This window comes from Mycobacterium sp. (assembly GCF_019247615.1).
GTDB lineage: Bacteria > Actinomycetota > Actinomycetes > Mycobacteriales > Mycobacteriaceae > Mycobacterium.
In genome coordinates this window covers 1-14,337 of sequence record NZ_JAFBAT010000182.1, presented here as the reverse complement: position 1 = coordinate 14,337, position 14,337 = coordinate 1, and the positions used below count along the sequence as shown (strand labels likewise).

Annotated in this window: 13 protein-coding genes and 1 pseudogene; 8 read left to right on the top strand and 6 right to left on the bottom strand. The window is 65.7% G+C overall.

Going from position 1 to position 14,337, the window contains the following annotated elements; all coding sequences use genetic code 11:
- The first annotated feature begins 108 nt into the window (after nt 1-108).
- From JO059_RS12360 to JO059_RS12345, 4 genes are all read left to right on the top strand, one after another.
- Complete coding sequence (locus JO059_RS12360; RefSeq protein WP_293319033.1) at nt 109-1,956, top strand: PPE family protein; 1,848 nt, start codon at nt 109-111, stop codon at nt 1,954-1,956.
- A 220-nt stretch (nt 1,957-2,176) separates the two neighbouring features.
- Nucleotides 2,177-3,316: a hypothetical protein gene (locus JO059_RS12355; protein WP_293319031.1), complete on the top strand. Its 1,140-nt coding sequence runs from the start codon at nt 2,177-2,179 to the stop codon at nt 3,314-3,316.
- On the top strand, nt 3,313-4,095 hold the full coding sequence (locus tag JO059_RS12350) for an SDR family oxidoreductase (protein WP_293319029.1): 783 nt from the start codon (nt 3,313-3,315) through the stop codon (nt 4,093-4,095). Before JO059_RS12355 ends, JO059_RS12350 begins: the two co-directional genes overlap by 4 nt.
- Nucleotides 4,095-5,249 (top strand): sulfotransferase, encoded by a 1,155-nt coding sequence (locus JO059_RS12345; RefSeq protein ID WP_293319027.1) that lies wholly within the window; start codon nt 4,095-4,097, stop codon nt 5,247-5,249. The genes JO059_RS12350 and JO059_RS12345 overlap by 1 nt, the downstream gene beginning before the upstream one ends.
- A 75-nt stretch (nt 5,250-5,324) precedes the next feature.
- Here JO059_RS12345 and JO059_RS12340 read toward each other — a convergent pair whose 3' ends face one another.
- Nucleotides 5,325-5,768: a hypothetical protein gene (locus JO059_RS12340; protein ID WP_293319025.1), complete on the bottom strand. Its 444-nt coding sequence runs from the start codon at nt 5,766-5,768 to the stop codon at nt 5,325-5,327.
- Between the two features lies 1 nt (nt 5,769).
- Nucleotides 5,770-6,924 (bottom strand): Rieske 2Fe-2S domain-containing protein, encoded by a 1,155-nt coding sequence (locus JO059_RS12335; protein WP_293319023.1) that lies wholly within the window; start codon nt 6,922-6,924, stop codon nt 5,770-5,772.
- Nucleotides 6,925-7,035: 111 nt separating this feature from the next.
- On the opposite strand from JO059_RS12335, the pseudogene JO059_RS12330 reads away from it, so the two are divergent.
- Nucleotides 7,036-7,550, top strand: a pseudogene (locus JO059_RS12330) (gamma carbonic anhydrase family protein).
- A gap of 67 nt (nt 7,551-7,617) precedes the next feature.
- Here JO059_RS12330 and JO059_RS12325 read toward each other — a convergent pair.
- The 4 genes from JO059_RS12325 to JO059_RS12310 are packed head-to-tail and all read right to left on the bottom strand — an operon-like array spanning nt 7,618 to nt 11,329.
- Nucleotides 7,618-8,046, bottom strand: coding sequence for a nuclear transport factor 2 family protein (locus JO059_RS12325; RefSeq protein ID WP_293319021.1), 429 nt, complete (start codon nt 8,044-8,046; stop codon nt 7,618-7,620).
- Complete coding sequence (locus tag JO059_RS12320) at nt 8,043-9,245, bottom strand: thiolase domain-containing protein (protein ID WP_293319019.1); 1,203 nt, start codon at nt 9,243-9,245, stop codon at nt 8,043-8,045. The genes JO059_RS12325 and JO059_RS12320 overlap by 4 nt, the downstream gene beginning before the upstream one ends.
- Entirely contained in the window at nt 9,245-10,309 is a 1,065-nt protein-coding gene (locus JO059_RS12315; RefSeq protein WP_293319017.1) for a thiolase domain-containing protein, read from the bottom strand. The genes JO059_RS12320 and JO059_RS12315 overlap by 1 nt, the downstream gene beginning before the upstream one ends.
- 15 nt (nt 10,310-10,324) lie before the next feature.
- Nucleotides 10,325-11,329: an OB-fold nucleic acid binding domain-containing protein gene (locus JO059_RS12310; protein WP_293319015.1), complete on the bottom strand. Its 1,005-nt coding sequence runs from the start codon at nt 11,327-11,329 to the stop codon at nt 10,325-10,327.
- A gap of 58 nt (nt 11,330-11,387) precedes the next feature.
- Between JO059_RS12310 and JO059_RS12305 the strand changes: the two genes are divergently transcribed.
- From JO059_RS12305 to JO059_RS12295, 3 genes are all read left to right on the top strand, one after another.
- A complete protein-coding gene (locus tag JO059_RS12305; RefSeq protein WP_293319013.1) occupies nt 11,388-12,428 on the top strand; it encodes an LLM class F420-dependent oxidoreductase in 1,041 nt (346 codons plus the stop codon).
- 42 nt (nt 12,429-12,470) lie between these two features.
- The gene (locus JO059_RS12300; protein WP_293319011.1) at nt 12,471-13,187 is read left to right on the top strand and encodes an acetoacetate decarboxylase family protein; all 717 of its coding nucleotides are present in this window, start codon (nt 12,471-12,473) and stop codon (nt 13,185-13,187) included.
- Nucleotides 13,188-13,189: 2 nt separating this feature from the next.
- Nucleotides 13,190-14,337, top strand: a 1,148-nt coding sequence (locus JO059_RS12295) for a cytochrome P450 (protein WP_293319035.1), incomplete at its 3' end; no start/stop codon positions are given.

Below are 14,337 nucleotides of genomic sequence, written 5' to 3'. Positions count from 1 at the left end.
ATTGCGCGATTAATCTGACACGAGTTTAGCAAAACGCCACCCTGCGCCCCGTTCGCCGTCTAAGGTTCGTTCTTGTTCTCGCACTCGCCGAAGAGAGGGACGATTCTGATGAGCTTCATGACGTTACCGCCGGAGATCAACTCGCTGCGGATGTTTAGCGGTGCCGGCTCTGCGCCGATGTTGGAAGCAGCGGCGGCTTGGGAAGGGCTGGCCTCCGAGTTGGGGTCGGCGGCGTCCTCGTTTTCGTCGGTGACCTCGGGGTTGACGGGTCAGGCTTGGCAGGGTGCGGCATCGCAGGCGATGACGGCCGCGGCCACCCCATATGCGGGTTGGCTTACCCAGGCCGCTTCGCAGGCGTCCGGGGCGGCCGGGCAGGCCCGCGCGGTGGCCAGTGCGTTCGAGTCGGCGTTGGCGGTCACGGTGCATCCAGGGTTGGTGGCGGCCAACCGGAATTCGTTCGTGCGGGCGGTGATGACGAACTGGTTCGGGCTCAACGCCCCGGCGATCGCCGCATTCGAGGGTGAGTACGAGGAGATGTGGGCCCGGGACGTGGCAGCGATGGTCGGCTACCACGGTGGGGCGTCGGCGGCGGCGGCGCAGTTGGTGTCCGGGCAGAACCTGCAGCAGATGCTCGTCGGTCTGCCCAACCTGGGCATCGGCAACCGCGGCAGCGCCAACGTGGGACCCGGCAACACCGGCCTCGGCAACGTCGGCTCCGGAAACAGGGGCATCATCAACTACGGGAACGGCAACCGAGGCGACTACAACAGGGGCTTCGGGAACAGCGGCAAGTACAACGTCGGCGGCGGGAACTGGGGCCTCGGGAACCAGGGCTTCGGCAACAGCGGCGCCACCTTGACGAGCGGCTACAACCAGGGCCTCGGCAATGCCGGCATCTACAACTCGGGCTTAGGGAACCTCGGAAACTTCAACGTCGGGGTTGGTAACACCGGTATCGGAAACCAGGGTGGTGGAAACGCCGGTAACTACAACGTCGGTGTCGGCAACACCGGCAACCATGACATGGGTATCGGGCTGACCGGTAACAACCAGGTGGGTGTCAACTTCAACGGCGGGTTCAACTCCGGCACCCACAACTTCGGTTTCGGGAACTCGGGCAACAACAACGTCGGCTTGTTCAACTCGGGCAACGGCAACATCGGCCTCTTCAGTTCCGGCAGTAATCCGCTTTCGCCGACCATGAACAGTTTTGGCATCGGCAATTCGGGCATGGGCAACGTCGGTATCGGGAACTCGGGCGGCGTGACCAGGCCCTTCTCGGAGTTGCCGAGCTCGATCTCCGCCTTCCTACCCGGAGGCGGTTTCCCGTCAGGCGTGAACTTCGGCGTTGGTAACTCGGGTCTGCTAGACACCGGCATGTTCAACTCCGGGCTGATCGACACCGGCATGGGGAACGGGGGCAACCTCAACACCGGGAACTGGAACGCGGGCAGCATCAACACGGGTAACGGGAATTCGGGCCTCGCCAACACCGGCTATTGGAACTCCGGCGTCGCGAACACCGGCTTCGGGGGCATCGTCGACACCGGCCAACACATCTCCGGCTTCGGAAACGCAGAGACCCTCGGCACGCTGGGGCAAGGCTATATGTCGGGCTTCTACAACACCGCTACCGGCTTCACCGGTACCGGCCTTACCTCCGCCCCGCCCTTCACTAACACATTCAACGGCGATGTTTCGGGCATCATGAACCATGTCAGCGGCGGCGGCGGCCTTATGGGGGTCACTATCCCGACCCCCTTCGGCCCGCTTACCCTCCCCTTCGCCGTCGGCCTTGACGGCTTCACGTCGGGCTACTTCAACACCGGTTTCCCCGGCCAGTCGCTTGGCCCCTTAAGCCCACTTGTGGCCGGCTTTGACTCAGGGTTGGACAACTTCGGCACCTTCGTCCCAGGCCTGTTCAGTGCATTGCCGACTCTTCAGAATATTGGATAGCGCTTGACGTGACCCGCGGAGATCCCGTCAGCCCTCGGTGAAGCCGGAGCTGACGGGATCGCCGGCGCGGTTCGGTCAGGCGTCGGCGTCAGGGCGAGGGTGGGCGGCAACAACGTCGGGTGTCAAGTTCGCTGAGGGTTTCAAGTTTTCAAAGGTGCCGGGCGACACGCGAAGATGTTCGCCATTGACTAAAAAGTAGAACACGTTCTAGCGTCAAGACGTGTTCGCAGACTCCTTTTCCGGCCCGCTCACCGAAGCGATCGCCGAGGCCGAGAAACTCGTGGCGGCGGCGCCGCACATCGAGACCGAAGCCGACCTGCTCGAGGGCCTGCAGTATTTGGCCGGCTGCGTTTCGGGCTGCATTCATCTGGCCTTCGACTACGAGCGGGACCATCCGTTCCTGCAATCGGGCACCGGGCCGTTCACGAAAATGGGCTTGGACAACCCGGACACGTTGTACTTCGGGACCCGCGTGCAGGCCGACCGCGATTACGTGGTCAGCGGCAGGCGCGGCACCACCACCGACCTGAGCTTCCAGCTGCTCGGCGGCGAGTACACCGACGACAATGTGCCCGCCAGCCAGGCCGCGTTCGATGACCGCGAACTCGAGATCGCGGCGGACGGCAGCTTCGAGTGGCGGGTCCGGCCGACGAACCCCGGGCAGCTGGTGATACGCGAGGTGTACGGCGACTGGTCGGCGCAGCGGGGCACGCTGACGATTTCCCGGCTGGACACCGCCGGCACGGCACCGCCGCCGCTGACCCGTCAGATGATCGAAAAGCGTTACGCCACTGCGGGTAAGCAGCTGGTCAATCGGGTGAAGACCTGGCTGGCGTTTCCGCAATGGTTCTACCTCAACATCCCGGTCAACACCATGGTCGCGCCCCGGTTGACGCCGGGCGGCCTGGCGACCCAATACTCGTCGGCCGGCCATTTCGACCTGCGGCCCGACCAGGCGCTGGTGATCACGATCCCGGTTTCGGACGCTCCCTATCTCGGGTTTCAGCTGGGCAGCATGTGGTACATCTCGCTTGACTACATCAACCATCAGACCTCGCTGAATAACACACAGGCTCAAGCGGATCCGGACGGCAAGGTACGCATCGTGGTCGCCGACCAGAACCCGGGAGTGACGAACTGGGTTGAGACACTGGGGCATCGCCGCGGGTTCCTGCAGTTCCGTTGGCAGCGGGTATCGCGGCAGCTCACGGAGGCCGACGGGCCCACCGTCGAACTTGTCGACTTCGACGCGATACCGGCGGCGCTGCCGTACTTCGACCACAATAAGATTTCAGAAGACCAGTGGCGGGCGCGAATCGCGCTGCGCCAACAGCAGATTGCGGCCAGGATGCTGGGGTGAGTGCGATGCTCGCGGGCAAGGTAGTGGTGATCAGCGGGGTGGGTCCGGGCCTGGGCACAACGCTGGCGCGTCGATGCGCGCGCGACGGCGCCGACGTGGTGCTGGCCGCCCGCAGCGCCGACCGTCTGGATGACGTTGCCAAGCAGGTCATAGATCTTGGGCGCAAGGCGGTTGCGGTGCGCACCGACATCACCGACGACGATCAGGTGCGCAACCTGGTCGACGCCGCGCTGCAGTCCTATGGCAGGGCCGACGTGCTGATCAACAACGCCTTCCGGGTGCCGTCGATGAAACCGTTGGCGGGCACCAGCTTCCAGCACATCCGCGACGCGATTGAGCTCAGCGCGCTGGGGGCGCTGCGCCTCATCCAGGCCTTCACCCCGGCTTTGGAGGAGTCGCACGGATCGATCGTCAACGTCAACTCCATGGTGCTGCGGCACTCGCAGGCGAAATACGGCGCCTACAAGATGGCCAAGTCCGCGCTGCTGGCCATGTCGCAGTCGCTGGCCACCGAACTCGGCGAGAAGGGGATTCGCGTCAATTCCGTTGCGCCCGGTTACATCTGGGGAGACACGCTGCAGGGCTACTTCGAGCATCAGGCGGGCAAGTACGGCACGACCGTGGACCAGATTTACGCGGCCACCGCGGCGAACTCCGACCTCAAGCGGCTACCCACCGAGGACGAGGTGGCCTCGGCGATCCTCTTCCTGGCCAGCGACCTGTCCAGCGGGATCACCGGCCAGACCCTCGACGTCAATTGCGGGGAGTACCACAACTAATGGACCGACGTTCCGATCGCACCGATGTCGGCACCGTCGACGAATTGCACGTGTCCGCCACGAAGCTGACCGGGCTAGACGACTTCGGCGCCGACGACGACAACTACCGCGAGGCGCTGGAGGTGCTGCTGGACTCGTATCGGCGGGAGGCCGGCCTAACCGTGTTGGGCAGCAAGATGAATCGGTTCTTCCTGCGCGGCGCGCTGGTGGCCCGGCTGCTGTCCGAATCGGCGTGGAAGCAACACCCGCAGCATGCCGATGTGTCGATCGAGCGGCCGATATTCGTCACCGGCCTGGTGCGCACCGGCACCACGGCGCTGCACCGGCTGCTCGGCGCCGACCCAGCGCATCAGGGTTTGCACATGTGGCTGGCCGAGTTTCCGCAGCCTCGCCCGCCCCGCGAGACCTGGGAATCCAACCCGCTGTATCGCCAACTCGACGCGCAATTCACCCAGCACCACCAGGAAAACCCCGGCTACACCGGTCTGCATTTCATGGCCGCCTACGAGCTGGAGGAATGCTGGCAGCTGCTGCGGCAGTCGCTGCATTCGGTGTCGTATGAGACGTTGGCCCACCTGCCCACCTACTCGAAGTGGTTGTCCCAGCAGGACTGGACGCCGTCATACCGGCGACACCGCAAGAACCTTCAGCTGATCGGGCTCAACGATGCCGACAAGAGGTGGGTACTGAAGAACCCGAGCCACCTCTTCGCGCTGGACGCGTTGATGGCGACCTATCCCGACGCGCTGGTGATCCAGACGCATCGATCGGTCGAGACGATCATGGCGTCCATGTGCTCGCTGGCCCAGCACACGGCGGAGGGATGGTCGGAAACGTTCGTCGGCGCCCAAATAGGTGCGGACGCAATGGAAACCTGGTCGCGCGGCCTGGAGCGATTCAACTCCGCGCGCGCCAACTACGATCCCGCTCAGTTCTACGACGTCGACTACCGCGAGCTGATCGCCGACCCGCTGGGCACGGTGGCCGACATCTACCGGCACTTCGGTCTCACGCTGACCGACGTTGCGCGGGCAGCGATGGAAAAGAGCCACGCCGCAAGCCAATCCGGCGAGCGTGCGCCTAAGCACAAGTACTCGCTTGCCGACTACGGGCTGACCGTGGAAGCGGTCAAGGAGCGGTTCGCCGGGCTTTAGGCTTTAGCCCCGGCAACGGTGCGGCTGGCCGCACTGTCGAGGCCGAGCATGCGGCTGGCCGCACTCTCGGCCGGGTCAGTGGTCGTCCGGGTGGTCGAGATAGCCTTCCGCGGCCGCGTGTTCGATGCTGTCGCTCAGCTTCGGGCAGGCCCGCGCCCGCGCCGTCTGGCCGCCCGACTCGCGGATCTCCGTGAAGTACGCGCAACGCCGCGCGGCGTCGCTGTTCCATTGCACCGCGGTGTGACCCGGCCCCAGCCGCTTGACCGTCACCGTGACGTGACAGAACCGGCAATCCACCGGCAGCAGCCCCGACGTCAGGTAGCGCTCCCGATCGGCGCGGGTGGCAGCTGCGACGGCGGCTGCGCGTTGCGGGTCGTCAGCGAAATGCCTTGGCTTGGGCCAAGACCCGGAGCCGACGTTTCGCGGAGGCGGCTCCTCGTGGTCGTGCTGATCGCCGTGCAGCATCAGCATCGAGCGGGCCAACCGATCGACGTCTGGAACCGCCGGGTTATCGGGCATGTCAGTGTTGCTCTGCCGGATCCTTGGCTTTGAGGTTCTCCGCGACCTCGGCGTTCCAGTATTCGTTGGCGCGCGTGGTGTCCACCTCGATCTCGAAGCGCTCCACCATTTCCGGCTTGATGTCGGCCACGTCGACGTAGAACTGCTCGTACCAACGACGCATCTGATAGACGGCGCCGTCCTCTTCGACCAGCAGCGGATTGTCGATTCTGGCCTTGTGCTTCCAGATCTCGACGTCCTGCAGGAAGCCCTTGCTGACCCCTTCGGTGAACACCCGGGACAGCTTGTCGGTCATCTTCTCGTCCATGCCCTTGGGCTTTTCGACGATGACGCCCCACTGCAGCATGAACGAGTCCTGAGTCACCGGGTAGTGGCAGTTGATCAGGATCGACTCCGACTTGTAGCCGCCGTAGCTGTTGTGCAGCCAGTTGATCATGAACGACGGGCCGAAGTAGGACGCCTCCGAATCGAGATGCGCCTCGCCGTACGCCGTGCCCAGGTCGCCCACGTCGGGCCGTCCCACGTTGTGCAGATACTGCGAGGCGATGTGCCCCTCGAAGACGTTCTTGAAGTACGTCGGCAACCCGTAATGGATGTAGAAGAAGTGCGCCATGTCGGTGACGTTGTCAATGATGTCTCGGCAGTTGGACCCTTCGATCAGGATCCTGTTCCACCGCCAGTCGGTCCAATCGTCGCTGGCGGCTTCCGGAATCTCCGGAATCCTGACCGCGGGGTCCGGCGGGTTGCCCTCGTGGTCGTGCCAGACGAACAGCAGGCCGCCGCGTACGTCGGTCGCCCAGGAACGGGTGCGTGCCGTTTTGGGCGTGCGCTTGGCATACGGCACCAGCTTGCAACGGCCGTCGCCGCCCCAGCGCCAGTCGTGGAACGGGCAGGCGACCTCGTCGCCCTTGATGGTTCCCATGGAGAGGTTGCCGCCCATGTGCCGGCAGTAGCCGTCCAGGACCTTCAGGTCGCCCTTCGAGTCGGCGAAGACGACCAGCATGGTCCCGAACGCCTCCACCCCGTGCGGCTGCCCGTCGACAAAGTCCTCAGCCACGCCAAGGCAGTGCCAGCCGCGGGCGTACCTGGTCGGCAGGGCGCCGGGATCGATCTCCCGGATGCCGGCCGCGCCGGCCTCATGGGTGTCGGTACTCACCTGTCACCTCCAACTCGTCCCCTAACTAGAACACGTTACAGTTTTGGGACTCGCGGGCGCAACGACGGCGGCCCTAACCTCGCGATATTGACGCTGCTGTATATGTGGACGATGCCGCTGTTTGCTTTCGAGGGTCGATCGACCCGACCGCGTTTGTGGCTCCGACCGCGACCCTGATCGGCGACGTCACCGTCGAGGCGGGGGCGTCGGTGTGGTTCAACGCCGTACTGCGCGGGGACTACAGCCCGATCGTCGTGCGCGAAGGCGCCAACGTCCAGGACGGATCGGTGTTGCACGCGCCTCCGGGCATCCCGGTGGACATCGGTCCCGGCGCGACGGTGGCGCATATGTGTTGCATCCACGGTGTTCACGTCGGTGCCGAGGCGCTGATCGCCAACCACAGCACCGTTCTCGACGGGGCGGTGATCGGCGAGCGCAGCTTGGTTGCCGCCCATTCGCTGGTGACGGCCGGAACCCAGATCCCGGCCGGGGTGCTGGCGGTGGGAGCGCCGGCTCAGATCAAGGGCCCGATCGCGGGAACGGGGGCCCAGATGTGGATCGACCTCAACCCGCAGGCCTACCGCGAGTTGGCGCAGCGGCATATTGCCGGGTTGGAGCCCGTCTAGGACGCCGCCGAGCGTGCGGCCAGCCGCACGGTGGTGATCGAGTGTGCGCCCGGCCGCACGGTGGTGATCAGCTCGACGAGACCTTCTTGGCGCTCGCGGCCGCGCGTTCCATCTCCCAATACGCGCGCAGGGCAACCAATTTGCCCTCCTCGTCGGCTTTGTACGTGAACACGCCTTCCGCGGTGACCTGGTAGTCGCCGGTGGTGATCAGAATGTGCCCAACGTTGGCTTCCTCGTTGCCGCACTGGTAGGTGTCGCGGAAGACGAACTCGATCTTGTCGGTGGGCGCGATGGCCTTGTCCCAGAACGCCGAGATTTCGTCGCGCCCCCGGTGCCCCCTGCCCTCCGGGTCGAAGGGCGACGGCCCGATGGGATCCTCGACGATGGCGCCGTCGGCGAACACCGCCAGCCACGCTTCCTTGTCGCGGGCCATGACCGCCTCGCGCGAGCGGCGGCCGGCCTCGTGGGCGAGGTGCTTGGTTTCGGCGCGGGTCACGCCGGGACCTGCTCGGTCTTGGCCGGCTTCTCCGAGCCCACCACCCACATCGAGTAGTACTGTGAACCCCCACCGTAGGCGTGACCCAACGCCTTTCGCGCGCCGGGCACCTGGTGATCGCCGCCCTTACCCATCACCTGGATCGCCGCTTCGGCGAAGCGAATCAGGCCCGAGGCACCGATCGGGTTCGACGACAGCACCCCCCCGGACGGGTTCACCGGAAGGCGCCCGCCGATCTTCGTCTCACCGGCTTCGGTGAGCTTCCAGCCTTCGCCCTCGGGCGCAAACCCGAGGTTTTCGAGCCACATCGGCTCGAACCACGAGAAGGGGACGTAGATTTCGGCGGCGTCGATCTCGTCGATGGGGCTGGTGATGCCGGCCGCCTTCCACAGCGCGGCGGCGGCGTCGCGGCCGGCCTGCGGGCTGACCTGGTCGCGCCCCGCGAACTGCAGCGGCTCCGTGCGCAGCGCAGTGGCGTGGATCCATGCCACCGGGTTCCCTTGCGCCAAGCGGGCTTCCGCGGCCTCCTCGTCGCCGATCACCACCGCGCACGCACCGTCCGACGACGGGCAGGTCTCGTCGTAGCGGATGGGGTCCCAGAGCATGGGCGACTCCATCACCTTCTCGAGGGTGATGTCGGGCTGATGCAGATGGGCCAACGGGTTGCGGGCCCCGTTGAGCCGGTCCTTGACCGCGACCATGGCCCCGATGTTGTTCGGCGCCCCGGACCGGCGAATGTACGAGCGCACGTGCGGGGCGAAGTAGCCGCCCGCGCCCGCGCCGACCGGCTTGATGAAGGGGATCGGAATCGATAACGCCCACATGGCATTTGACTCCGATTGCTTTTCCCAGGCCATGGCCAGCACGCGGCGGTACTTACCCGACTGCACCAGGCTGGCCGCTACCACGCCGGTGGATCCGCCCACCGAGCCCGCGGTGTGCACCCGGATCATCGGCTTGCCGGTCGCTCCCACGGCGTCGGCCATGAAAAGCTCCGGCATCATGACGCCCTCGAAGAAGTCGGGTGCCTTGCCCACCACGACCGCGTCGATGTCGTCGAAGGTGGAGCCGGAGTCTTCCAGCGCGCGGTCGATGGCCTCCCGCACCATGCCGTTCATCGAAACGTCTTGGCGCTTGGCGACATACTTCGTCTGCCCGGTGCCAAGCACCGCGGCCAGGTGTGCCCCCGCACCGGCCATCAGTTCTTTCCTTCCATGACCGCGACGAGATTCTGTTGCAGGGCGGGCCCGCTGGTCGCGTGCGCCAGCACCCGCTCAGCCGAACCGTTCCAGATGTGTTGCGCCGCAAACCCGATGCGCTCAAGGCCGGCGACGAACATGGGGTTGGCCGCCAGCGCGCCCCCGGACGGGTTGATCTTCGTCTGGCCCGGGATTCTGATCGCCTCCGCGAGGATCAAGTGCTGGTGGGTGAACGGCGCGCAGATCTCGGCGACGTCCAGGTTGTGCGTCTTTCCGCCGGTTGCCGCCTGAGCCGCCGCCTTGGTCGACGGCGACTCCGTCAGGTCGCGCACGCCCAATGACGGGGATTCGATGCGGTGCTCCATTCCCGTGATCCACGCGGGATTTTCCCGCAATTCGCGGGCACGGTCGTCGGCGGCGAGCACGATCGCGGCGGCGCCGTCGGTGATCGGTGCGATGTCGTGGCGCCGCAACGGGTCGGCGAAGAACGGGCGTTCCAGCAGCTCCTCGACGTTGACCGGCGGCTCGACCGAATCGACCCGGCGGGCGGTGGCGAAAGTGTCGAACGCCACTCGAGCCATCTGCATTTCGGTCCACTTGCCGGTCTCGAGCCCGATGCGGGCCTGCAGGCCGGCCATCGACACCGAATCCGGCCATAGCGGCGCGACGGTGTAGGGGTCGGTCTGTCGCGACAGGACGCGGCGCAGTACTCCGGCCGAGGACTTGCCGAAGCCGTACACCAGCGCGGTGTCGACCTCACCGGTGAGGATTTTGATGTAGGCCTCGTACAGCGCCCAGGCCGCGTCCATCTCCACGTGCGATTCGTTGATGGGCGGAACGGCCCCGATCGAGTCGATGGCCGAGATAAATGAAAATGCCCGTCCGGCAAGGTAATCGGAGGAGCCCGAACACCAGAAGCCGATGTCGGCGCGTGCGATGCCGAGTTCCTGGTAGAGCTCGGCGAAGCACGGCATCAACATTTCGACGCCGTTGGTGGTGCCGTCGGTGCGGCGGACATGCGGAGCGTGGGCAAAGCCCACCACCGCGACGTTGCGAGCGCTCATATGCAGGTCAGCCCTTTACAGGTGATGCTTGTAGGTGTCGTAGTCGGCGTCGGGTTCCCCGGTGGGCCGGAAGTACTCGATGTTGTCGATGCCAAAACCCCACTCGTCGCGCGGTTTCCACACCGCCTCCACCCGCATGCCCATCCGGACCTCGTGCGCGTCGACGTCGGCGACGAGATGCAGGAACGGGATGTCGGCCCCGTCGAGCAACACATAGGCGGCCACGTAGGGGGGTTTGATGCGCTGGCCCTGGAAGGGGATGTTGATGATCGCGAACGTCGTCACCGTCCCCTTGTCGGGCAGCTCGAGGAACTCGGTCGTCGGTTGGCCGGTGGCCGGGTCGGCGCCGTGCGGGGGGAAGTAGACCTTCCCTTCCGCGCCATCGGCGCCCCTGGTCCGTGCGCCCAGCAGTTTGCCCTCGGCGATGGCGCGCAAATAGGCGCTCTCCTCGTGGGAGGCGGTGTGCTGGATGGTCATCGAGATCGGGGTGACGATCATGGTGACCGGGTCCCGGTCACCTGCCGGCTCGGGCACGGGTTCGGGTTCGTCACCGAGATCGAAATAGGCGATGTCGGTGATGGCGCCCACCGTCTCGTCGGCCCAGTGCACGTGCACCCGGGTGCCCGAGCTGATCTTCGTCGGTTCCCCCGCGTCGACCCCGTGCATCAGCAGGGTGTCCGCGCCGTCGAGCTTGATCAGCGCCCAGGCAAAGGGCCGGTCCAACGGCTGGCCCTCCAGCGGCTCGGGCTGCCACGTCCAGGACGCCACGGTGCCGACGGCCGACACCGGTACCATCTCGTCGAGCGGCTCATAGGTAACCGGGTCGTATTCCGCCGGCGGCACGTGCACCCGGCCATCCGATCCGCGCACTCCCATAATGCGGCGGTCACGCAGCGCGGTGAAGAACTTGCTCAGCGTGGGGCCCACCGAACGGGTGTAGTCGAAGGACAATGTCAGCGGCGCGGAGAGCGGTGGCTCAGGGTGGTCGATCAGGGTCGGGCTGCTCGAACTGGCTGTCACGCCATCGAGTAGAACAGGTTCTAAGAATCGTTTCAAGGCGGCTTTGAAGGAGGCACCGATGAAGCTCGGACTGCAGCTGGGATATTGGGGCGCGCAGCCTCCGGCGAACGCCGGCGAGCTCGTCGCCGCCGCCGAGGATGCCGGATTCGACGCCGTCTTCACGGCCGAGGCCTGGGGATCGGACGCCTACACCCCCCTGGCCTGGTATGGATCGTCGACGTCGCGCGTGCGGCTGGGCACGTCGGTGGTCCAACTATCCGCGCGTACCCCGACCGCGTGCGCGATGGCCGCGCTGACGTTGGATCATCTGAGCGGCGGGCGGCACATCCTGGGCCTGGGCGTCTCGGGGCCGCAGGTGGTCGAGGGCTGGTACGGCCAGCCGTTTCCCAAGCCGCTGGCGCGCACCCGCGAATACGTCGACATCCTGCGGCAGGTGTGGGCCCGGGAGGCGCCGGTGACCAGCTCCGGGCCGCACTACCCGCTGCCACTGAAGGAGCGGCCCGGTTCGGCGACTACGGGCCTGGGCAAGGCGTTGAAGCCCATCACGCATCCGTTGCGCGCGGACATCCCGATCATGCTGGGCGCCGAGGGGCCGAAGAATGTGGCGCTGGCCGCGGAGATCTGCGACGGCTGGCTGCCCATCTTCTACACCCCGCGGCTGGCCGACATGTACAACGAATGGCTCGACGAGGGGTTCGCCCGGCCCGGCGCGCGCCGCAGCCGCGAGGACTTCGAGATCTGCGCGACCGCCAACATCGTCATCACCGACGACCGTGGCGCCGCCTTCGCGGCCATGAAGCCCTATCTGGCCCTGTACATGGGCGGCATGGGTGCGGAGGACACCAACTTCCACGCCGACGTGTATCGCCGGATGGGCTACGCCGAGGTGGTCGACGACGTCACCAAGCTGTTCCGGTCCGACCGCAAGGACGAGGCCGCCAAGGTGATCCCCGACGAGCTCGTCGACGATGCCGCGATCGTCGGCGACGTGGACTACGTGCGTGAGCAGATCAAGGTCTGGGAGGCCGCCGGGGTCACGATGATGGTGGTGTCCGGGCGCAGCCCGCAGCAGATCAGTGAGGTCGCCGCGCTTGTCTGACGGGGCTTGCCGTACGACTAGAACGCGTTCTAAATTGGCCGGATGACAGCCTCGCAGCACACGATCGCGGGCCGGGTACTCACCATGCCGGTGCGGATCCGCAAGGCGACGCAGCACATGGCGATGTTCTCGGTGGACGCGGGCGCCGCGCAGCAGTTGATCGATTACAGCGGTCTGCACGTGTGTCGTTACCTGCCCGGGCGCGCGGTCGTCGTCCTGATGCTGATGCATTACATCGACGGCGACCTGGACCAGTATTTCGAGTTCGGCACGAGCGTCATGGTCAACCCGCCAGGTTCGACGGCGAGCGGACCGCGTGCGTTGCGGTCGGCCGGCGCATTCATCCATCATCTGCCCGTCGACCAGGAGTTCACCCTGGAAGCCGGAACCAAGATCTGGGGATACCCGAAAGTCTTGGGGGACTTCACCATTCGGGAGGGCCGTCAGTTCGGCTTCGACCTGAGCATCGACGGGCAGTCGGTGATCGGCATGGAATTCCGTCGGGGGCTGCCGTTTAGGTTGACCCCGCGTACGCAATCGCAGCACAGCTACTCGTACCGCAACGGTGTTGCGTGCGAGACCGACTTCGAGTACACACTCGACGGCGTGCGCACCCGCTTCGGGGGGGTGCGGCTCCGGTTGGGTGATCACCCTTACGCGAAAGAGCTGGCGTCGCTGGGCCTTCCGAAGCGCGCGATGGTATCCAGCTCGGCCGAGAACGTCCAGATGTCATTCGGCGATGCCCGGGAGATCTCATGACAGTGACTTCAGCGACCAGACCCGACGTCGACCTCACCGACGGTGCTTTCTACGCCGGCGACTCCCGGGCCGTCTACCACTGGATGCGAGAGAACGAACCCGTTTTTCGGGACCGCAACGGGCTGGCCGCCGCGTCGACGTATCAGGCCGTCATCGAGGCCGAGCGCAAGCCCGAGCTGTTTTCCAACGCCGGCGGCATCCGACCCGACCAAGACGGCATCGAGATGATGATCGAGATGGACGATCCGCAACATCTGTTGCGTCGCAAGCTGGTCAACTCCGGTTTCACCCGCAAGCGCGTCAAAGACCTTGAACCCAAGATTATTTCGCTGTGCGACACGCTGATCGACGCGGTGTGTGAACGCGGTGAGTGCGACTTCGTCTGGGACCTGGCCGCGCCGCTGCCGATGGCTGTGATCGGCGACATGCTCGGGGTGCGCCCCGAGGAACGCAAGATGTTTCTCGAATGGTCCGACGACTTGGTCGGCTTCTTGAGCAGCACCGCTTCGCCCGAGGGCATCCAGCGCAGCATGGAGGCCTTCTCCGCGTACAGCGAATACATGATGGGGATGATCGCGGCCCGCAGGAAAGAACCGACCGACGATCTCGTCAGCGTACTGACGCATGCGGAGGTCGAAGGCTCGCGGCTGGAGGATCACCAGATCATCGTCGAGGTGGTGCTGCTGCTGGTCGGCGGCGACGAGACCACCCGTCATACGCTCTCCGGCGGAATGAGGCAGGTGCTGCAGCACCCCGATCAGCACCAGCGCCTGGCGGCTGATCTCGGGCTGCTGCCCAACGCCATCGAAGAGATGCTGCGCTGGACGGCGCCCGTGAAGAACATGGCCCGCACCGTCACCGCCGACACCGAGTTCCACGGCACGGGGTTGCGGCGCGGGGAGAAGATGATCCTGCTGTTCGAGTCGGCGAACTTCGACGAGCAGGTCTTCGACGACCCGGAGCGCTTCGACATCGAGCGCTATCCGAACAACCACCTCGCGTTCGGCTTCGGGACGCACTTCTGCCTCGGCAACCAGCTCGCCCGGCTGGAGTTGTCGATCATGCTGACGCGGCTGTTGCAACGCCTTCCGGACATGCGGCTGGCCTCGAATACCGAGTTGCCGCTGCGGCCGGCGAACTTCGTGTCCGG